Annotated in this window: 15 protein-coding genes; 4 read left to right on the forward strand and 11 right to left on the reverse strand. The window is 40.6% G+C overall.

Translation table 11 applies throughout. The annotated features are described in order from the left end of the window. Positions 1-38 precede the first annotated feature (38 nt). Entirely contained in the window at positions 39-1160 is a 1122-nt protein-coding gene (locus EV194_RS00985) for a lipid II:glycine glycyltransferase FemX (RefSeq protein WP_132431180.1), read from the forward strand. 65 nt (positions 1161-1225) lie between these two features. Here EV194_RS00985 and EV194_RS00990 read toward each other — a convergent pair whose 3' ends face one another. After that, the gene (locus EV194_RS00990; RefSeq protein WP_132431182.1) at positions 1226-1810 is read right to left on the reverse strand and encodes a hypothetical protein; all 585 of its coding nucleotides are present in this window, start codon (positions 1808-1810) and stop codon (positions 1226-1228) included. 90 nt (positions 1811-1900) lie between these two features. Continuing rightward, positions 1901-2308 (reverse strand): hypothetical protein, encoded by a 408-nt coding sequence (locus EV194_RS00995; RefSeq protein WP_132431184.1) that lies wholly within the window; start codon positions 2306-2308, stop codon positions 1901-1903. 351 nt (positions 2309-2659) lie between these two features. Between EV194_RS00995 and EV194_RS01000 the strand changes: the two genes are divergently transcribed. After that, positions 2660-3232, forward strand: coding sequence for an N-acetyltransferase (locus tag EV194_RS01000; RefSeq protein ID WP_132431186.1), 573 nt, complete (start codon positions 2660-2662; stop codon positions 3230-3232). Here the strand turns inward: EV194_RS01000 and EV194_RS01005 are convergent. The 7 genes from EV194_RS01005 to ribD all read right to left on the reverse strand — a co-directional run bounded on the left by EV194_RS01005 (position 3227) and on the right by ribD (position 14992). Beyond that, positions 3227-6409 carry a two-component regulator propeller domain-containing protein gene (locus tag EV194_RS01005; RefSeq protein WP_132431188.1) on the reverse strand — a complete coding sequence of 1061 codons (3183 nt, stop codon included), beginning with the start codon at positions 6407-6409 and terminating at the stop codon, positions 3227-3229. The two genes, EV194_RS01000 and EV194_RS01005, sit on opposite strands and share 6 nt — an antisense overlap. Further along, a complete protein-coding gene (locus EV194_RS01010; protein WP_132431190.1) occupies positions 6406-7392 on the reverse strand; it encodes a hypothetical protein in 987 nt (328 codons plus the stop codon). Before EV194_RS01010 ends, EV194_RS01005 begins: the two co-directional genes overlap by 4 nt. Before the next feature lie 18 nt (positions 7393-7410). After that, entirely contained in the window at positions 7411-8778 is a 1368-nt protein-coding gene (locus EV194_RS01015; protein ID WP_207915853.1) for a PKD domain-containing protein, read from the reverse strand. An 84-nt stretch (positions 8779-8862) separates the two neighbouring features. Then, positions 8863-9774, reverse strand: coding sequence for a PorP/SprF family type IX secretion system membrane protein (locus EV194_RS01020; RefSeq protein ID WP_132431194.1), 912 nt, complete (start codon positions 9772-9774; stop codon positions 8863-8865). Positions 9775-9787: 13 nt separating this feature from the next. Then, positions 9788-12127, reverse strand: a complete 2340-nt coding sequence (locus tag EV194_RS01025) for a T9SS type B sorting domain-containing protein (RefSeq protein ID WP_132431196.1) — start codon at positions 12125-12127, stop codon at positions 9788-9790. Positions 12128-12460: 333 nt separating this feature from the next. Then, positions 12461-13924, reverse strand: coding sequence for a cardiolipin synthase (gene cls, locus EV194_RS01030; RefSeq protein WP_132431198.1), 1464 nt, complete (start codon positions 13922-13924; stop codon positions 12461-12463). Next, the gene (gene ribD / locus EV194_RS01035; protein WP_132431201.1) at positions 13925-14992 is read right to left on the reverse strand and encodes a bifunctional diaminohydroxyphosphoribosylaminopyrimidine deaminase/5-amino-6-(5-phosphoribosylamino)uracil reductase RibD; all 1068 of its coding nucleotides are present in this window, start codon (positions 14990-14992) and stop codon (positions 13925-13927) included. Positions 14993-15111: 119 nt separating this feature from the next. Between ribD and prmC the strand changes: the two genes are divergently transcribed. Next, the gene (gene prmC, locus EV194_RS01040; protein ID WP_132431203.1) at positions 15112-15963 is read left to right on the forward strand and encodes a peptide chain release factor N(5)-glutamine methyltransferase; all 852 of its coding nucleotides are present in this window, start codon (positions 15112-15114) and stop codon (positions 15961-15963) included. Between the two features lie 7 nt (positions 15964-15970). Here the strand turns inward: prmC and EV194_RS01045 are convergent, their stop codons facing one another. Continuing rightward, positions 15971-16573, reverse strand: a complete 603-nt coding sequence (locus tag EV194_RS01045) for an acyl carrier protein phosphodiesterase (RefSeq protein ID WP_132431205.1) — start codon at positions 16571-16573, stop codon at positions 15971-15973. A gap of 223 nt (positions 16574-16796) precedes the next feature. On the opposite strand from EV194_RS01045, the gene EV194_RS01050 reads away from it, so the two are divergent. Beyond that, a complete protein-coding gene (locus EV194_RS01050) occupies positions 16797-18119 on the forward strand; it encodes a cyclic 2,3-diphosphoglycerate synthase (protein WP_132431207.1) in 1323 nt (440 codons plus the stop codon). A gap of 239 nt (positions 18120-18358) precedes the next feature. On the opposite strand, the gene EV194_RS01055 is transcribed toward EV194_RS01050, so the two are convergent. After that, complete coding sequence (locus tag EV194_RS01055) at positions 18359-20749, reverse strand: TlpA family protein disulfide reductase (protein ID WP_132431209.1); 2391 nt, start codon at positions 20747-20749, stop codon at positions 18359-18361. Positions 20750-20844: the final 95 nt, after the last annotated feature.

Genomic DNA, 20844 nt, shown 5'->3' on the forward strand with positions numbered 1-20844 from the left:
TTTTGCTATATGTAAAAATCATAAAAACCAAAAACATCATGCTATCTGAAGTCTGCCTCAAGCATCAGGAGGAGGTTTTCGAAACACCTATTATTCAACAAACCGCATTCTGGTCGGAGGTGAAAAAGCGAATGGGAGTTGATACCAAAGCCTTTAATTTTAAAAGCAGGACTGAGAAACTTTACAGCAAATCTGATGTAAAGAAAACTCTGTTATCAGATCTTTTGATCATAGATCAAAAGATTGACAGTAACTACTCAATAGCCTATGTTCCATACGGGCCTGAGCTGGAGCCCGCAATGGAAAATCAGGGCGTATTTCTTGAGGAGTTATCAGAATCGCTCCGCTCCTATCTTCCTAAAAACTGCATTATGATAAGGTATGACTTACTCTGGCAATCGCACTGGGCGGCAGAAGATGATTACTATGACTTAGAAGGTAACTGGATTGGACCTCCGGCAAAAAACATACAGGAAATGAGGCTCAACTACAATACCATAAACTGGAATCTTCGCAAATCATTAACCAATTTACTGCCTTCAAATACCGTTTTTCTAAATCTGAGAAAATCAGAAGAACAGATTTTGGCTTCAATGAAGCCAAAAACACGATATAACATCCGGTTGGCTGAAAGAAATGGTGTAAATGTTAAAGAGCATGGCATGGAAAACCTGCAAATCTGGTACAACCTTTACAAGGAGACATCCATTCGAAATGGACTCTATCTCCACAACATAGAATATTTCAGGACTGTTTTAACAGCTAAAGCCAAAAACACCAACTCTCCTGCCGAGGTTCATTTATTGGTTGCCGAAGCCGGCAATGTGCCATTGTCCGCCATGTTTCTCGTAATAAGTGGAAATAGAGCCACATACTTGTATGGAGCTTCTGCATCAAACCATAAAAACTATATGGGCAGCTATGCCTTACAATGGAAAGCAATACAGATGGCAAAAGAGAAGGGATGCACCGATTATGACATGTTTGGAGTAGCTCCCAATCCAAATCCCGAGCATCCAATGTACGGGCTTTATCGTTTTAAAACAGGCTTTGGTGGCGAAATCTATCACAGCATGGGTAGTTGGGACTACCCATTTAAAGAAGAAGCTTATAACTATTTTACAGCTAAAGAAATGAGCAGTCAAGGGTATTACTCTTAACCATCGGCCTATGAAACATTTAATTCAACGCATAATAAATTATGCGTTGAATTAACTTGGAGATGCTATCTGATATACTTATATCCCAATGCCAACCGCATGGTTGGAGTGATTACTTTTTCGGTGAAAGGACGTTGAATGAACTCCTCTTTTTCGAAATTGTAATAGTATCTATTTTTATGCACCCAGGTTGGACCTAAACCTACTGCAAACTCATAATTAAATCGTTTGCCAATGTTTCGTCGTAAACCATACATAGGAATAACTCGAGAGGTTGGATAGGCTTTAATATCGGTATTTGAAAAAGCAAACTGAGTACCATAGCCAAAATTGATGGAGAGATAATTACCACTGTTCCCGTCTATTCGGCGAAGTTTTGCCTGACGTTTGCGGAGATTATAATAATACCGGGGTTCAACGCTGATTTTAGGAATAAGAGCCCAGCCAAAAGAACCTTTGGGTGCATTGATGTATGGGTCGAAAGCAAAAGCAAACATCAACTCAGAGCGCAATGCTATTTGGTTCGTTAATTTTGTTTCGTTATAAATTGCAAGGGGTAAAATCCCAGCTTGAAATCCCCACAAACTACCTTCAACATCTGAATCCTGAGATTTTATATGAGAGGCTATGGAGATACAAAAAAGCAGCAAGATAAATTTTATACAATACATAGAATAAGAAAAATGAGTTTTAAAACCTGTTCATAAATCAAACGACAGGTTTTTTATGAATAAAATAATCTAAAATCGATAACTGAGGCCAAATGATGGAATCAAAATATAGTCATCTCCAAATACATTCTCAAGTTCTAAGGTAAACCCAAAATTTGGCGTTTTATCAAAAGGGAAAACCCGTAATCCCAATGGGATGGATATCGTTTCAAACTCTTCAACTTCACGAAGTCCGACACCAAGGTAGAGCATTGTTGATTCGTTAATCTCCTTTAAATTCAAAAACAGCATGGGAGCAACTGAGTACCCATCCAGAACCCCTTGGTGTAAACGCAATACTCCGGCAACTTTATCATTAAACCAATATTCAAAACCAAGGGTTCGTTCGCTATTAACATTCACTTCTAACCCCTCTTGCGAAAAGGAGTTACTGCTGATAAAAGCAGCAAACAGCATTAAAAGAATTACTTTTTTCATCTTTAAAAATTTAAATTGATAGATAAATCTATGCGAAAGAGATCTACATTGACCATCCTTCAAAATCTCAATGTTTATCTGTTGAACAGACACAACTATGCGCTATTTTGATCAGGAATCGGTAAAATATAAGTAAAAAAAAGAAGCAGCCGTTTTTAGCTAATCGTAGAAGAAGCTCCAGATGATGTATACGCAGAAATATAATCATGGGTCAAGATTTACAGTAAAACATTTATTGATTACAAGCCAATAAATAAGGTGAATCAAACTTTCTAAGTGCAAATAAAACAAATATTTTGAAAAAAACAGCATCAAAATATTTACATTTGATAAACATGCATTGTTAAAGCCATGCCAATCAACAACATATCCATAAAACTATTTAACCACACTGAGGAAGATATTCTCAATGCGTTAGAAATGCTTACCGAAGGATTTGGCAATGATTTCATCACGAAAGATGATCTATACAGCTATTCCATGAACCTTCCACACAGGTTCATGATATCTGCTTATCTGAGTGGTGTGATGGCAGGAACAATGCTGATCAGGATGATAACCCTTAGCGACAATGATCAACTTATTGAACGAATTGCAAAAGATGGGCTTCGAATACCTTCTGTGCCTACAGTTGTTCTACAGGCAGAAGTGGTAGATCAAAAATTCCGGAACATGGGCGTGGGTCATGCCCTTTTCTGCAATGCTTTGGAAGAGATCAAGGAGATGAACCCAAACTCTGTAATTGGCACCGCATGGCACTTCAAGGAAAGCCCCATGCACCACATTTTTAGAAAAGAAGGCTTTCGTAGCCTCGGAATTCTTAAGAATTACTGGTTGCAAGAGAGCATTTCAAAGCAATTTAAGTGCCCTGTTTGCGGCAATCCATGCTTTTGTAATGCCATATTGTACTGCAAAGAACTATAACCTGACCCCCACGAATACCACGTCGTCTACCTGTTCTTCATCACCTTTCCAGTTAAAGAACTCATTTCGGATTATTCCAAGCTGTTCTCTCATAGGTTTATCTTTGATTTCAACCAGCAAATCTTTGGCTCTGGATGTCATATACTTTTTTCCTTTAGGCCCACCAAACTGATCTGTAAAACCATCAGAAAACATATAAAATGTATCACCCTCTTTGGTTTGGTATTCAATATCTACAAACTCGGAGTCATCCTCCATCATCAAATCCCCGATGCTGCGACGAATACCCTTATAAATATTGAGTTCTCCGTTGATAAAAATATAGACCGGACGTTTGGCTGATGCCAAACGTATTGTCCCGTTTTTAGGATCTACTTCAACAATTGAGATATCCATTCCATCCCGTGTATTATCCTTATCGTTCTTTTGGAGAAGTATTTTAATTTCGATATCCAGTCGACTAAGAATATCAGCAGGACTCTTAACCTCTTTCCTCTTTACAATATCATTTAACAGAGTCGTTCCAATCATTGACATAAAAGCTCCCGGAACCCCATGACCAGTACAGTCGGCAGCGCAAATCAAAAACTTACCGTTGAGTGGGTGGAACCAATAAAAATCACCGCTCACAATATCTCGTGGTGCAAAGAATATGAAAGATTCTCTGAACTGATTTTCGATGACCTCAGGTGGCGGTAATATGGACGACTGTATGCGTTTAGCATAATTAATGCTGTCGGTAATGTCCCGGTTTTTCCGCTCAATTTCGGCCTTTTGCAAACGAAGAATCACTGTTTGGGAGTCAACTTCCCGCTGTAGAGCTTCCTTCTGCTTGCGTAGTTTTCTCTCTCTGAAAACAATAATGAGATAAACCACGTAAGATAGAACAGATATCAAAACAAGATAGAACCAACCTTTTTTCCAAAAAGGACTGGCAATAACGATCTGAATTGTTAAAGGTTCTTCATTATATACCCCATCGGCATTAAAAGCTCTTATTTGAAGGGTATAACTACCATCCGGCAAATATTCGTATTCCCTGAAACTTGTGCTGCCTAAATCAACCCACTCAGGAGTAGATGACTCCCCTCTGCGTAAAAGTCTGTATTGATAAGTCACACCCAGGGGATCCTTAAAGCTGATTCCAATAAAATCAAAACGGAAACGATATCTGTCACCATAAGCATATGGAAGATTCAATTCTCTTACAGAACCAAACTCTTGTCCTGAAACTCTGACAGAGGTAAAGTTTAGCATTGGAGGCATCTTATTTATGACATCTTTATCAGGAAAATAGTTGATGGCTCCTTGTGTTGAACCAAACCAGATGGTTTGGTTTTCATCAACCATTGCATGATAAAAATCTGCACCAAGATTTTGCTCGTAATCAAATCTCCTTATCTCTCCAGTATTTAAGTCAATACTACTCAAACCCGGAAAATGTGTAACCCATAAACGGTTAGATGTGTCAATTACAACATTGTAGCAAAAATTACGAGCCAAACCAGATGTCATATCAATAAAGCGAAGCGAATCCTCAGAGTATTGCAACACACCTCGTCCCTGAGTAGCCAGCCATATGTTTCCTTCATGATCCTGTGTCATATCAAAAACATCCAACGGCGTATCTGTGATTCTGTGGATCTCAATGCTGTTGTTGACGATTCGTGACACCCCGCTGTTGCGAAGCCCCATCCAAAGAAACCCATCACGATCGAGGAAAACAAAATTCACATTGTTATGTGGTAATCCATTCTCTGTAGTGAGATGCTGGCTGCTACCCGATTCAATGTCAAGCTGATAATACCCGCCAATGGTTGCAAGGTGAAGAACCCCATTTGATCCGGTGATGTCATTGATCATATTCCCCATCCTACTGCGAGTGAAATGATATCGGGAAAACCGAAACTCCCCGTCGCGACGGTAGTAGAGCCCGCTACCACCTGTGGCAACCCACATAGTTCCCTCATCATCCCTGTAAAAAGCAGTAACATTATCCCTGGGTATGCCTAACTCATCATCATAAAATTCAAAATCAGTAAAACAGAATGGATCTGCGATGATCAATCCATTCTCCAAACCGATCCACAATTCATTGTTTTGTTGAAAAACGGAAATTACTTTATTATTCTGGAAACCAATCTCATCAAGATCATAGAAAACCATACTCTCATCCACAAGAGAAGCTACTCCACCCCCATAAGTTGCGAACCAATAGTTCCCCTCATAATCGGCAAGTATGTCGCGGATGAAATTGTTGTTCATCCCATTCACGGTAGAGAAGGTAAAAGACTCGGTAAACTCTTGTGATACAGGATCAAAAAAGAGCTTTATGACGCCGTTTCCCCATGTTGCCAAGAGCAAATGTCCCTCTTCTTCTTCCTCAATGGCCTGAATATTTTCCCACTCCAGGTTGAATGTTAAGCACAAACTGTTGTCAATAATGTGAGAAGCTTGGCCCTCCTTTAGAGCAAAACTGTAAAAACCTTCGTCTTCAGTTGTAATCCAGAATTGATCCTGAATACCTTTGCGCGGAGTTATTGAAGTGATGGTTGTCATGGGTATTTCTGAGTAACGCTCAAGACTTTCGATCTTTCCGTCTCCTGAAAGAGTTAATTTCATGAGTCCCTCAGAAGTTCCTAATAGAACCTGATTATTTCCCAGAGGATGAATGGAATAAAACAAGGTGAAACCCAAACTCCCGGTTTCAAACCAAGTGGTAACATTGTTGTAGCGATCAATACGCGCAAAACCACTGTTTTGAACCACTACCCAGATGTGACCATCCCTGTCTTCGGTTATATCTCTGACAGGGCTTGACGTTTCTTCCAGAACAATGGGTGTAAACCTGTTGTCATTAAAGACACTTACATCTCCATTGTTGTGTCCGATCCATAGTTTTCCGTCACGGGCCACTTTAAGGGACATAACAAAATCCCCGGCCAAAGAATCAGCTGTTGTGAATGATCTAAATCTGAGACCATCATATTTAACCAAACCTTCACCTGTACCGATCCACAAAAAACCATCATGTCCCTGCTCCAATGCATAGACAAAGTTCTGGGGAAGCCCCATATTGGAGTCATAGTTCCGAAACTGAAAGGTTTGCGCTTCTAGGGATGAAAACACCAACAACCCTAAACAGATCAGACAGCAAATTTTCTTTTCAAACTTCATCGTGCAGGTGCTTTTGGTTTTATACCTATGCTGTACTTATATCTCGGAATACCTCCAATGGGGATACTGTAGAACGGCATGAGTTCTCCATACTGGTTTTCCAGGTAAATAACCACATTATTGTTCCTCATATTCCGGTTAGGATCCTTGATCATTTGAATGTCCAAGGAGCTGTTTATATCATCTTCGGTTATCTGATGAGTACTGGTTGCCCATTCATCATCGCCGGAAACAGCCATTAACTCTCCATTTTTACTGGGGGAAATGATGCGAATGATGCCATCATCATCCCAGTCAAAATTACTTTGTTTAATTGCAACCACCCTATCGTCAATATAGGGATAGATATGAGACACCTCTCTGGCATCATCATGCAGACGGAATTTATATTTAAAGTAGAATGCAAATGCACCTTCAATGGGTCTGTTTTCATTTGGACTGGTACTCAAAAACAGTCGGTATAGATTTCCATCATCACCTTCCAATCCTTCAACCACCAGTTTGAATATATTCCCTCCATACTCCGGCAGTAGCTCTCCTTCACTCGGGTTAAATGGTCCAAAGGTAAACCATCGACCATCCCAACGACCATCATTGCCGAAGGTTCTGGAAGCAAGCATAGTACCACTTCTGAAATTTCCATCCCGACGAATTCTTCGTGCATCTTCATCAGAACATGCACCCTGACCACCATATACAGCAAAATTAGTGCGGGTATTCCATTCCCCTTTTTGTTCATCCAGATAACCTCCAACATCCGGATCATAAACCCTTATAAATATCGGATCCTGGAAGGTCTCAGGTATTGAGAAAAATATTACCTGAATAAAGTCGTCATCGCCCCAAGCGGTATCTCCGTCCTTACCAAAAGTAACCAAAGCCGGTATATTTTCATCTAAAGCCGGGACAGGCTGCGCAAAGGTGTTTCCCTTAATAAGACAGACAAACAAAAAGAAAATAAAAATCGATTTTAAATTCATCATATTATCCTACAATTTCCTTTATTCAACCACTATTGTCCGGTAAGAACAAACTTTATTATCACCCCAGTATGCTTCACAACGTATACGATATGTCCCACTTCTGGTAAAAACATGTTGAACTGATTCTCCTCTGAGTCTTTGATCATCTCCAAAATCCCAAAAATATTCAACATGACCTACCTCTCCATATCCATTTAGTTGCGCTATTACGTTTAACGGTTCATTTACCTTAATAGTTTCAGGTATTTCAAACCAAACCTGTTTTGTTAACTCCAGATCAAGCACGTAATTGGCAACAGAGTATTGCTCCTCGCCTGTTATGGAATCTATCACATTGAGGTAAATCTCATATCTGCCTGGACCGGGAAAGCAATGGTCAACTTCAGCTCCCATTGCTTCTGTGCCATCACTGATTGTCCATTTAAAAGCCAGTGGAATGGTGTCAGAATCAAGACCGCTGTCTTCGAACAGAGTAAAACAGAAGTTGTCGTCAACAACTTCTAATGCTCGTTCACAAAACACCAACTCATATTCAAATCTGTATATATTATCTATTCCATCCCTATTGGATGCGAAAAAGCCTACTGTTTCATCATTAAAGATGAAACAACTAAAATCATCATATGGCGAATTAATCGGAGATTCCAGAGCAATTGGTTCACTCCAGGTTCCATTTTCATAGATCGAATAGAAAATATCCAAACCTCCATATCCTCCATGGCCGTCAGATGAAAAATAAAGCTTCCCGGATGGATGAAAGAACGGGAAAAGTTCACGTCCCGGAGTATTAATAACTCCGCCCAAATTTTCAGGTGTGCTCCAGCCATTTTCGGAAAGAACACTCCGGTAAATGTCTGTTTCGCCGTATCCGCCAGATTTGTTAGAGACAAAATAGAGTTGACGTCCATCGGGCGACAGCGATGGTTGTCCTACCGAATAGCCTTCAATATTCAATGGCAGAGGAACAGGATTTTCCCAGCCTGAGGCCTGTCGTTCAAGCCTGAAAAGTCCCAGTTGATTGTAGCCCGAGCGGGATCGTGCTTCCCTTAAAGAACTTGACTTATTGAGAGTAGCGAGCATAAATTCCCCATCGGGAGAGATGGTAACTGGCCCTGTAGTGAGCAAACTCCCAGCCAGACCTTCAAAAGGCGTTACACGCCCTATGCGCCCTCCGGGCAACAATGGAGCTTTGTAAAGTCGGTATAAATGTTCGTTGTCCTGATTAAAAACATTAATAAATATGGTGCTTTTGCGATTTGACACAAAATAGATTACAGAGTCATGAACGAAAGGAGCCATTTCTCCGGAAGATACAGAATTAATCTTAAGACTTTCAACCTTTAGCTCCTGCCCTGAAGCGGGGATGATTGTAAAGAGAATAAACATAAAGAAACCCGCAAGTTTTATTTTAAAATAAAACTCACACTTTAGGCTAAAACTATATTTATTATCGTTGGTCATGGTTTGATATTAAAAGAACTTAGGACTAACTGTTGCAATGCGATAACCAAAATCAAATTGTAAAGAAACTTCATGACTGCCACTGTTTAGGTTGCTTAAATCCCCTGTTGGATAGTCATAACTATAAGCCAACCGTAACTGTGGAGTGACCTGCCACCCCAATAACCCTATCAATTCATTATTGCTGCGGTATGTAACCCCGGCCCAAATTAAATTATGCAAGATAACCGTTCCCGAAACATCTAATGTAGTTGATAAATCGGGGTTATATCTTAAAAGTGCAGAGGGTTGTAATGACAGAGTCTGGCTTACATCATAAAGATACCCTGCTGTGATCAGGTAATCAGATTTTCCGGGCTCGAAAAAAGGAGAATCCTCATCGAACATATTTTTATAAAACAGATCGGCGATTGAAAACCCTACAAAATAGTTACTGCTATACCATGCAACTCCAAACCTCAACTGAGGTTCGGATGCCGTTTCATTATATCCAAAAACCGGATCATCGGGTTGAAGAAGTGAGACGTTATCCCAACTGGCACTGGAAAACTCCATCCCTCCGCTAAGACTGAATGAAAGACGACTGCCATTGGTCATTCGAACCCGATAAGCGTATGCAAATGCAAATCCTGAATTACGTACAACAGGAAACTGCTCGTTATAAAGCGAAAGCCCCAGAGCAACATTTTCGTTTTTCAATGGGGCATGAGCTGTAAAATATTGAGCGTATGGTGCACGTGGTGCACCAGTCCATTGCTGACGATAACCTCCGAAAGCAGTAAGTACCTCCCTCGAACCGGCAAAAGCAGGGTTTATGGCAAATTGGTTATGCATATAATGGCTCATGAACAATTTCTGTTGCGCATTCATCTCTGATGCAACCATCATAAACATTAGTATAATCAATAACCACCTCATCATAGCATATACTTAGTTATCGTTTTATGACCAAATAATCTTTTACCGGATCTATTCCATCACCTGTAAAGACGAAATAGTAGGTTCCTTCAGGTACCGGATTGCCACTGGAGTCTCGTCCATCCCACCATTTGGGGTCGTCGTAATCTTCATCGTCGCCACCATAGTTTTGCTTTTGATAAACAATCTCACCTGTCTGGTTAAAAACCATTAAACGGTTGTTAGATATATGTGTGGCGCCTTTAATGACAAATCTGTCATTAAACCCATCCGGAATTTCGTTGGGAGAAAACCCTGTTGGATGTATTAATCCTTTTACCTCAATGCTTAAGTCATCCGAGATTTCCGGACAAATACCGTTCTTAACCGTCCATCTTAATGCAACCGAGCCAAAGGTCAAACCGGATATCTCGGACTTGGGATCATTAGAATTCAGCAAACTCCCTTCACCACTCAATATTTCCCAGGTACCAACACCAACAGGAGGAGTCATGGCATTGAGATTGATGGTGAATTGATGGTACGCTTCAATATCTTCTCCGGCATCAACATCCATTGGTTCCACCTCATGATAAAAAGTAACAGAAATCTCATCGTAGGCAGTGCAAACTCCGTTTACTTCAGTCCACCTTAAAGTATGAGCGGCCAATTCGTGAAATGGATCGGGATAGAACACAGTTGTAGGATCAGCTGCATAATTAAAAGATCCGCTCCCACTCCACGTTCCGCTTCCGATGGAAGGTACTGCAGACATTTGAATTGACTCTCCACAGATTTCGCGATCGTTACCGGCATATGGGGAAGGCATCTCATCAACGCTTACTGAAAAAACAAGATCATCGAATGTGGTTTCACATCCATAAGTGTCGATGATGCTATGCAAATGGTAATTTTTGGTTTGTTCCGGAGAAAGTGACTGGTTAAATACTGCTGTACCAAAAGAGATGTCATCATCATTTAATCTGACAGTCCATGGCCCGCTGCCCTGGGCATTGAAGGTTAAGGTGGTTTCATCGCCTTCACATATACGATCTTCGGCAAGTTGTGCTATAAGATCAGGGAACTCAACAAAACGGATAGTAATCTGATCCGATGCTTCGCATCCCTCATTATCCATGCTCCAGGTAAAAACAAAGTCTCCATATTGAGATACTTCCACCTGACTATTTCCTGAATCGGGATCAGAAAAGGTAGCAAATGCAGATTGTGATGTCCAGGCTCCGTCTCCTGGCTCTCCCCAGGCATTCAATGAAAAAGTTGTTCCGCAAACAATTTCGTCTTCCCCCGCACTTAATTGCGGGGTCAATTCAGCAACGACTGCTTCACCTAGCAATTGAGACTCCGCGGCAAAACAACCATTAACATCCTCAATGGATATCAATTGAAACTCAGCTTTCCCCGATACGCTCTCATGCGGAAACAAATAACTATTGCCGGGGTCTCCGGTGTGTATAAAGTTCTCTCCATTTAATTGATAGATGAACTCCATCGGCCCGTAACCCTGAAGCAGTTCTATTTCAACCTCAGCATCTCCTCTGCCACAAACTTCTGAATTTGTTCGTATTTCTCCAGATGGTGAACCCTTTAAAATGACCTGAACTTCACTTTCAACCGGGGTACATGCCCCGTTTTCCTGAAGAAATTTAAGATCATAAGTTCCCTCTGTTTCTACAGTAAACAGTGCATTGGGATTTGCAAAATCAGAATTATTCTCTCCAAAAGATGCGCCATCAACAAGCTCCCACCAATAAGATGTGCTGACAGGATCTGGTTGTGCATTCAAAGCTGTGGAGTAGCCACATTGGTCAATAGGGTCACCAGCAAAAGGAGCAGGTCTTTGGTGGGATATTACCAACAGTTCTCCAATAATATTTTGCGATTCTCCCTGACCAATGATCCAGTCTCCATTCACTTCTCCATGGAAAAACTCAACAATATTGATCTTTACTTCACGAGTTCTGTTCAACCACCCCTCGGCAAAGGTTGTATTATAAGTATATATACCATTGCTCATGTTGGAATTGTCATCATAAATCCCACCCACGAGTCTTCGAGGAGGACCTGCGTCAACATTGCCATGAGCCGGACCTCTTTCTCCATTCCACTCTGACTCCTCATCAGCATCGGAAAATTCAATCCAGGCATTGAAAGGCTCTACGCCGGTAAATCGAATTCGAATCTGAAACTCTCCCGTTTCACACACTTCTATCACATCATCAAGCAATTCTGCCGATGGGGTTTGGGCTTCAATGTTGCCCACACTTCCCAAAAATAGAAGTAACCCTGTTATATAACTCAAACACCGCCCCATGTGTAATATATCTTTTGCTTTTAGAATAACTCTGAAAGAAAACATTAATTTCTGTTTTACTCAAAATTTTTTGATGAATCGCTGCTTTTCTAATTGGAAATAGTGAATTTCTCAGACCAGGCAACTGTTATGCGGCCCCTCATTCGACAAAAAACCCATCAAAAAGGGATGTTCTAACAGGGATCTTTCGTTTACCATAACCAATTATGAGGCAGCAACTACTCGTTTGTCGACCACCGCTAAACAGGCGATTTAACAAACATGAATGTAATTTTAAATATTTTTACGCTAAAAAAAAAGTCAAGATGCATAAATTCACATAATTAGGAGAATATTTTATACTCATTAAAGACAATTGGGCATCCTGACCAGATAAAACTATAGCAGAGGACTCATTAGCCGAGCAAAGGATTCTTTGGTTTTTTCAATGAGTGGTCGGTTACTCCACTCATCCGGATCAACGAGCCGACTTGCACGAATATCGTCCATAAAAGTCTCACGTAGTTCAACAGCCGATTCTTCATCAAAAATAAAAGCAGTTATTTCAAAGTTCTGCTCAAAACTCCTAAAATCCATGTTTGCTGATCCTATAATTGCGATGGTATCATCCACCACCATTACTTTGGAGTGTAAAAAGCCTTCCCGATAAAAGTAGAATTTTACCTCAGCCTCCTGCATCTCCCTGATAAAGGATCGTGAAGAGAGCAAAGTAACAAAAGCATCACTTCTTTCAGGGATGATGATTCTGACATCTACTCCTCCTAATGCGGCAGTTTTAAGTGCCAACAGAACGCTTTCACTAGGCATAAAATAGGGGGTGGCGATGTAAACATACTTACGAGCCGAGGCAATGGCATGGAAAATCCCCATCATAATGCCGGGCCAATCGGAATCAGGACCACTGGCAACAACCTGAACCATTGTTTGTCCCAATGGCTCTTTGGTTGGAAAATATTTCCGATCATTCAACTCGGTTTGACTGACAAAATACCAATCGGTTAAAAATACCGTCTGGAGGGTTTTTACAGCATCGCCTTCTATTTTCAGATGGGTATCTCTCCATAATCCTACCTCCTCATTTCCATCTAAATAACGGTCGGCAATATTGAGGCCACCAATAAACCCAACCTCACCATCGATAACAATAATCTTTCGGTGGTTGCGGTAGTTCACCTTACTTGTAAGATTTGGAAATCGCACCTGTAAAAATGAGTATGCCTGAACACCTGCCTTCCACATCTCATCAAAAAAAGGTTTCTTTAATTCCCAACTCCCCACATCATCCACGATAAGTCTAACTTCGACCCCTTCTGAGGCTTTACGTTTGAGAATGTTCTTTATTCTTCCTCCAATCTTATCATCCGCAAAAATGTAATATTCAAGATGAATGAATTGTTTTGCCTTTTGGAGTGATTCAATGATTTCAGAAAATGTGGCTCGCCCGTTTTGAAGTATTTTAATGCTGTTACCAACAGTAACAACAGCATTGCTGTTGTTTAAAAGCAGTGTAATAAGATTTCGGTTCTGCTCTACCGCCTGGTTATCAAACATCTCTCCCTCCGAAAGTCTATGGATTTGTGCATGAGCAAGATTGGATAGCAGATCGTGATTTCGCAAACCTTTTCTGGCTATGATTTTCTCTTTTCGGAAATTTTGTCCGAAAAAAATAAAGAAAATGAACCCGATGACAGGAAGAAAAATTAACACCAAAACCCATGATATGGTTTTAAGGGGACTGCGGTTTTCAAGTACAGTAAACACCACAACAATGAGAATGGTGATAACATATACCACCAAAACCAATGGATTAATGATGTTGATTATGTCCTGAAAAGTTTCCATCTAAATAAGTATCTTGTTTCTGTAAACGAACAAATCGCTCTCGTTGAACCGTTCGTGCATAAGCGGCACCACGTTTATACGTGGTGCTTTAATCCCGCGCTGAAACCATCTGTTTCCCACAAAAACGCGAGCTTCGTCCCACAACCCCATCTCTATAAAGGCATTTAGTAACTGAGCCCCCCCTTCAATAATAACTGATTGTATATCAAGTTTGTAAAGTTCATCTAAAACTTCAATGATGGGAACTTTATCCTTAGGCAAAACGATGTTTTCTGCATTCCTGCCATCGTTTGTCTCTTTTCCGGTAAACCAGAGCGTTGGCGCTGTCCCATCAAAAAGAGACAGATATTCAGGAAGTTTGTTCCCCCGATCAATCACCACTCGCAGCGGGTGCCGACCCGACCAATCACGGACAGTTAAAGATGGATTGTCCTTGAGAGCCGTTATGGATCCAACCATAATGGACTGCTCTCGACTGCGCCATAGATGAACCATGCGACGGGCATGTTCATTGGTAATCCAGTTCGGTCGATTGTCTTTTACCACCTCACGGTCAATATCAAGAAAACCGTCGCGGGTTTCAGCCCATTTAAGGATTACATAAGGGCGTTTCTGCTCATGGAAAGTAAAAAATCGGCGGTTCAATTCCCTGCTCTCCTTTTCCAAAACACCGGTTACCACTTCAATGCCGGCATCCCTTAAAATTTTTATCCCCTTGCCGGCAACCTGTGAGAAGGTGTCAACACATCCAATAACGACCCGTGGAATTTTGTGCTGCTTAATCAGTAATGCACATGGGGGCGTTTTCCCAAAATGTGCGCATGGTTCAAGATTTACATACAGCACCGATTGCGACAGTAGTGATTTTTCCTTAACGGCATCAATGGCATTTACCTCGGCGTGTGCATTTCCCGCTTTCTGATGAAAGCCTTCTCCAATTATTTTTCCATTGTGCATAACAACGCTTCCAACCAAGGGATTTGGATAAGTAAATCCCTCTGCCTGAATAGCCAATTCAAGGCATCGGCGCATATATTTGCGATCGGTTTTAAGTTGATTGTCCTGCATGGATGTTTTAATAAAAAAGTACTTGTTGCTAAGATAATGTTTATTTTTACAACGTAAACCGGAGTTCCAGGTTTAAAATAAACATTTTAATTATAACCACCTCCCGCAATGCTAAAAAGATGCAAACAGTTAATGAGTATATCTCCCTTCTTCAAGATAAACTAAATGGGATTACCAACCAGAACGAAATACGTCAGTTTGGATTCCTGTTGATGAATTGCCTCAGAGGATATTCGTATACCGAATTCCTTACTTGCAAGGAAGAGCAATTGACCGATAAGGAAATTGATTTTTTAAATTCTGCAATCGTACGATTGCAGAAGCAGGAGCCCATACAACATATAACCGGGCAGACAGAGTTCATGGGGCTCATCTTTAAAACAGACAAAAGAGCCCTCATTCCCCGCCCTGAAACGGAGGAGTTGGTGTATCTGATTACAAACGACTTTTCCGATCAGATTTCCAACATCCTGGATGTTGGAACCGGGACGGGCTGCATTCCAATTTCGCTAAAAAAACAATGGCCGAAAGCGAATGTAGAAACCTGGGATGTATCCGATGATGCCATATCTCTTGCTAAAGAGAACGCGGAACTGAATCATGTTGAAATCATCTTCTCAAAAATCGATGTACTTGCATCTCCAAATATTCAGCGAAAGTATGATCTGCTGGTAAGCAACCCTCCATATGTGACCATCAGTGAGAAAAAGGTAATGGATGAGAATGTATTAAACTACGAGCCTCATTTGGCTCTTTTTGTGGAAGATACAGAACCGCTGGTTTTTTATGATGCCATCGCTACACTTGGTACCAAAGCGCTATTGCCGGGTGGCTATATCTATTTTGAGATAAACGAAATGTTTGGGAAGGAAGTTTGCCAACTTCTTGATGCAAAAAACTACAAAAAAGCCATGGTTATAACAGATTTATTGGGGAAAGACCGCTTTGTAAAAGCGGTTTGGCCGGGATGAATTCAATTCAGGCGCAATGGTTTACCGAATTGACGTTAAGATATTCATCAGCCATCACCATGGCATCTGAAAAAACCTGAAAAAACGATTCCTGAAGTTCAGTGTAAAAAGTATTTAATTGTATCACACCCCATCTGCTGTGATCAGGCAAAGAGGAATGACCCGCCATTACCCGCAGGGTCTTCTCAACGCCTTCCATATATTGATACTGCTCCATTCGCCGACTGCGAATGAGAAATGGCAAAAACTGCTTTACCACACCGGGGAGGGAGAAATAGTGTCTCATTAAGATTTTATGAGATTCGCTCACGAATCTCCTTAAAGAAACATCTGAGTACCGCGACCAATTGGCAGCCAGGAAATGATCATAAACAACATCCATTACAACACCGGAATATCTTCCGTATTCCGGCTTAAAAACTTTCGCACCTTCCCTTAATTGCGGATGTTTGTCGGTAAAAGAATCTATCTGGCGATGCAATAAGATCCCCTTCTGTATGGCAGGAGGGTATCGCTGGTAACGTTTACCCTTGACATAATCGCCGATAAAGTTGCCAACCTTAACTCCCGGCTCAGATCCGGATAAATAAAGATGTGCCAAATAGTTCATGAAGCCTCTGCATTATGTTTTAAATTCTCCAGGTGGAGAATAATCAATACCATTTTGTAATATAAGAAATTAACCTCTAACATAAACAATACCAAAAACTGTTATTTAACAGTTTTTGGCATGACAAAAGCAATTCATTCCATAACAAAAAAATAGCTATATTTATTTTAATGGAAATAAACGAAATCACATCTCAATGTTCTTTAATCAAACAATAAGTTGTATGGGTAAAAGAGTTATAATAATAGGCGCTGCCGGAAGAGACTTTCATAATTTCAACACCTTCTTTCGGGACAACAAAGACTATGAAGTGGTGGCTTTTACAGCTGCTCAAATTCCTGATATTGATGGAAGAAAATATCCGGGGGATTTGGCAGGGAATCTTTATCCCGAAGGCATACCGATATTCCCGGAAGATGAGCTTCCCAAACTAATAAAGGAGATGAAGGTGGATATCGCCGTATTTTCATACAGCGACATTTCGTATAATAAAGTGATGAGCACCTCTGCCATAGTAAATGCCGCCGGAGCTGCATTTATGCTCCTTGGACCAAACGACACCATGATAAAAAGCAACAAGCCGGTAATCGCGGTTTGTGCTACGCGTACAGGTTGCGGAAAAAGCCAGACATCAAGGCGTATCATTGAGTATCTCATGGAAAAAGGATTGAAAGTGGTGGCTGTTCGTCATCCCATGCCCTATGGCGACCTTACGAAGCAGAAAGTTCAGCGGTTTGCAAATCTCTCCGACCTTGAAAAACACTATTGCACCATTGAAGAAATGGAAGAGTACGAACCTCATGTTGTAAGAGGCAATGTGATTTATTCAGGCGTTGATTATGGAGCCATTTTGAAAGATGCCGAAAACGACCCGGATGGATGTGATGTCATTCTGTGGGACGGAGGCAATAACGACTTTCCTTTTTTCAAACCCGACCTGATGGTAACCGTGGCCGACCCGCACCGGCCGGGACATGAGTTGTCATACTATCCCGGAGAAGTCAACCTTCGCATGGCGGATGTGGTTGTAATCAACAAAATAGACAGCGCCAATCGAGACGATATAGAGACAGTCCGCCGAAACATCAGAAAAGTGAATCCAAAGGCACAGATTGTGGATGGCGCTTCGCCCATTAAATCTGACCATCCGGAACTAATTGAAGGCAAAAGAGTGCTTGTTATTGAAGATGGCCCCACGCTGACACATGGAGAAATGAAAATTGGAGCCGGAACCGTAGCAGCCCAAAAATATGGAGCCGCAGAAATTGTTGATCCAAGACCTTATGCCACAGGCAAGTTGAAAAAGACTTTTGAGCAATATCCGGATGTAGGAGTATTACTTCCTGCCATGGGATATGGCAAGGAACAGATCAAAGATTTGGAGAAAACCATTGCTGCTACGCCATGTGACACCGTCATTATTGGAACCCCGATAGACCTGAGCAGAATAGTTAAAATTAAGCAACCCACCACCCGGGTTCACTATGATTTACAAGAGATTGGTTATCCTGCTCTAAAAGATATACTGGATGGATTTCGGATTTAGAAAGATCAAAAGAGTCCTGTAAATGGATCTCAAAGTTTATAGAAACCCATAAGCGGAGAAGAATTAATATAAATTGCCAACACTCAATAAATAACAAAAAGGATTCAGTGACTTCTTTTGAATTTTGCATCAATCTGAGATGCAAAACGGGGTATAAGTTGTATTCATTATTCAAACAAAAAACCGGGGAAGTCCCCGGTTTTTCATTAAATGTTAGAGCGATACTTACTAACCCATTTTTAAAGATATTCATTAAAAAGAGTTTTCAAGGCCTCGTTGTCCTTATAAATCTTATTCCTGACAACATTCCCCTCTCTGTCAACCAAAAGGTAGTGGGGAATTCCGCTGATGTTAAACATGCTTGAGAAATAGTTCCACTCATCCTGCGTCACGCGGTAATGTTCACCTTTAACATCTGGAATCATCAATTCCCATGTACTTACAGGAGATGTAGGATTAGTGATATAAACAAATACGATGTCCTCATCGGCCAGCTCCTCCTTAAGAGGCTTTATTCTTTCCATTCCGGAGCGACAAGGACCGCACCATGTAGCCCAGAAATCGACATAAACCAATTTCCCTTTATAGTTTTCCATGATGGCGTCAAACAATGCTTCTCCTTTTCCCTCCGGAGTTTCATTAATGACATACCCGGTTCTGGATTTATTGGCCAGCATGGTTTCTTCAATTTCTTTGGCCAATCGATCACTTTGTGCCAATATGTAATCACGAATAAAGGGGGTTTCTATTTCTCTTTCTACCAATTCTCTATCCTGGTCAGACATTGGCTGCATTCTTGATTTCATCATTTGATTCTGCCGTTGAGATAACATCAAATCTGCGAACAGCCCCCCTGAAATGCCAAATAATTGTTCAATAGCCTTATTTCTATCTTCGCTCTCATTGGTCACAATGTATTGCATAACCGCTTTTTGAACATGCTCCTCATTTTTAACATAAAACTCCTCCCACAACATAGAGTCGGCCTGAACAACCTCATTGAGACAATCATCGCTAGTGCAAGCCATCAGTTTTTCAACCATCACAAGTTCTTCATCAGATAAGGCAACGTTAGCATCTTGCAAAACATCTAACAAGTAAGCCATTACTCTTCGTTCTGATTCATTACTAGGACCTTGGTAATAACCTACTCTATTTAAAAAAATAGAGTAAGATCCTACAATAAGACTCAATTGGGTGTTTAAATCGTAATTTTGTAAAAACTCAAAATCTTCTGGTGTAAAAAAATGCGGTTCCAAATCAATTTCTCTCTGCTCACGGGGGATATCATGCACTCTCCGGTATGCCGACTCTTTCATCCAATTATACTCAAGTAAACCTGAAACAATTCGCATCGGAATCTCCATGTTCATAATTTGTAAAGCTTTGGCACATAAACCAGTGGTTTGATTTAACCTTTGCAAATTGGCCATTTCATTATTCATGGCATTCATATAATATTGATAATACTCTTCGGGAGACATTTCATGAATTCTGTCCCTTATATTACCGTGATCAACATAATTAATCGGACTCATTAATGCCAAATCTGAATTGGTTCTTGCCAAATCTCCCATAAAGAGTGATTGCCTTTTCCGATTTACAAACTCTTGGTAATTTCGGCGATAATTGGTGTATTCGCTCAGCCTAATAAAATGCGTTAATGTTTTGCCCGGTTCTAAAAAAACTAAATCATTAACATCTAGCAACCGAAGATATGCAGATTGTGGATGCATCAGTGGTATTTCAACAGAGAATGTCCCATCCTTATTAATCATTACAATATGACTCTCCTGTTCAGAAGTAAACAAGTTATTTACATACAGAACACCTGTTTCTCCCATTTTCGGATGGTAACCTTCTATGTAACCCTGATATACAGCGATTCCATTATCCAACAAAGGTTCACTATATGGCAGATTATTTGGTATGGTGTAACCTCTTACTCTTGTTTGATTACGGCTGACCAAAGCCACGTCATCCTGACCATTCCTAACTTTCAATAATTCGTCACCCGCATTATGAGCAATAAGAGTAATTTTTCTATCGTCCTTATTAAGAAAAATCTTTAATTGATCTCCGGCTTCCTCAAAATCAACATCTCGCCAGATTGTGTTATCGTAGATAACACAATCTTTGTAAAACCCATATTTCCAGTTATTACTACCATCAGTAGCAAGCCAGTTTCCGCGAGCCCATTCAGGGAAATTCAACAGATCATTGTTATCGACACAAATACGGATATCAAAAAAGCGCCAGCTCTCACCAATTAAATCAAAACTTTCCACGTCTTTATCCAATGGAGGGAAAATAAGCGAGTAGATATTTAGACCTGACTCGGGAGTCCAGTGCTGCTCATTAAGGATAAGCCCTTCAGCAGCCTTGACATAGAGCTCATCACCGCCGCTACTATCTGTAATAAAAGTTTTATCGTCGTTAACCCGAATCCACCAGCCAGGGATAAATTCTGTATTAAAATCGATAATGGTAGCGGTGTCGGTGAGTGTGACTCTTTCAATTTTAGCATAAGGTACATTTGTACCCCCAACGGTAGGATTTTCGATTACTGTTTGGGCGTGCAACGTAGCAACGAAGCACAACATCCCCAATAGAGTTAGAGCAAGTTTCATAATTTGAGTTTAAAGTTAAATTTGCAAAAAATAAATAGATCGTTAGTTCCGAATACCTCGTGATAAGAATACTAGATATTAGATAAAAGCATATT

Source organism: Natronoflexus pectinivorans, assembly GCF_004345615.1.
Taxonomy (GTDB): Bacteria; Bacteroidota; Bacteroidia; order Bacteroidales; family Marinilabiliaceae; genus Natronoflexus; species Natronoflexus pectinivorans.

Bases quoted from the DNA above. Each gene is read 5' to 3' on its own strand.
- EV194_RS00985 (WP_132431180.1), top strand. From the start codon at position 39: ATGCTATCTGAAGTCTGCCTCAAGCATCAGGAGGAGGTTTTCGAAACA.
- EV194_RS00995 (WP_132431184.1), bottom strand. From the start codon at position 2,308: ATGAAAAAAGTAATTCTTTTAATGCTGTTTGCTGCTTTTATCAGCAGT.
- EV194_RS01000 (WP_132431186.1), top strand. From the start codon at position 2,660: ATGCCAATCAACAACATATCCATAAAACTATTTAACCACACTGAGGAA.
- EV194_RS01005 (WP_132431188.1), bottom strand. From the start codon at position 6,409: ATGAAGTTTGAAAAGAAAATTTGCTGTCTGATCTGTTTAGGGTTGTTG.
- EV194_RS01010 (WP_132431190.1), bottom strand. From the start codon at position 7,392: ATGATGAATTTAAAATCGATTTTTATTTTCTTTTTGTTTGTCTGTCTT.
- EV194_RS01015 (WP_207915853.1), bottom strand. From the start codon at position 8,778: ATGTTTATTCTCTTTACAATCATCCCCGCTTCAGGGCAGGAGCTAAAG.
- EV194_RS01020 (WP_132431194.1), bottom strand. From the start codon at position 9,774: ATGATGAGGTGGTTATTGATTATACTAATGTTTATGATGGTTGCATCA.
- EV194_RS01025 (WP_132431196.1), bottom strand. From the start codon at position 12,127: ATGTTTTCTTTCAGAGTTATTCTAAAAGCAAAAGATATATTACACATG.
- cls (WP_132431198.1), bottom strand. From the start codon at position 13,924: ATGGAAACTTTTCAGGACATAATCAACATCATTAATCCATTGGTTTTG.
- ribD (WP_132431201.1), bottom strand. From the start codon at position 14,992: ATGCAGGACAATCAACTTAAAACCGATCGCAAATATATGCGCCGATGC.
- prmC (WP_132431203.1), top strand. From the start codon at position 15,112: ATGCAAACAGTTAATGAGTATATCTCCCTTCTTCAAGATAAACTAAAT.
- EV194_RS01045 (WP_132431205.1), bottom strand. From the start codon at position 16,573: ATGAACTATTTGGCACATCTTTATTTATCCGGATCTGAGCCGGGAGTT.
- EV194_RS01050 (WP_132431207.1), top strand. From the start codon at position 16,797: ATGGGTAAAAGAGTTATAATAATAGGCGCTGCCGGAAGAGACTTTCAT.
- EV194_RS01055 (WP_132431209.1), bottom strand. From the start codon at position 20,749: ATGAAACTTGCTCTAACTCTATTGGGGATGTTGTGCTTCGTTGCTACG.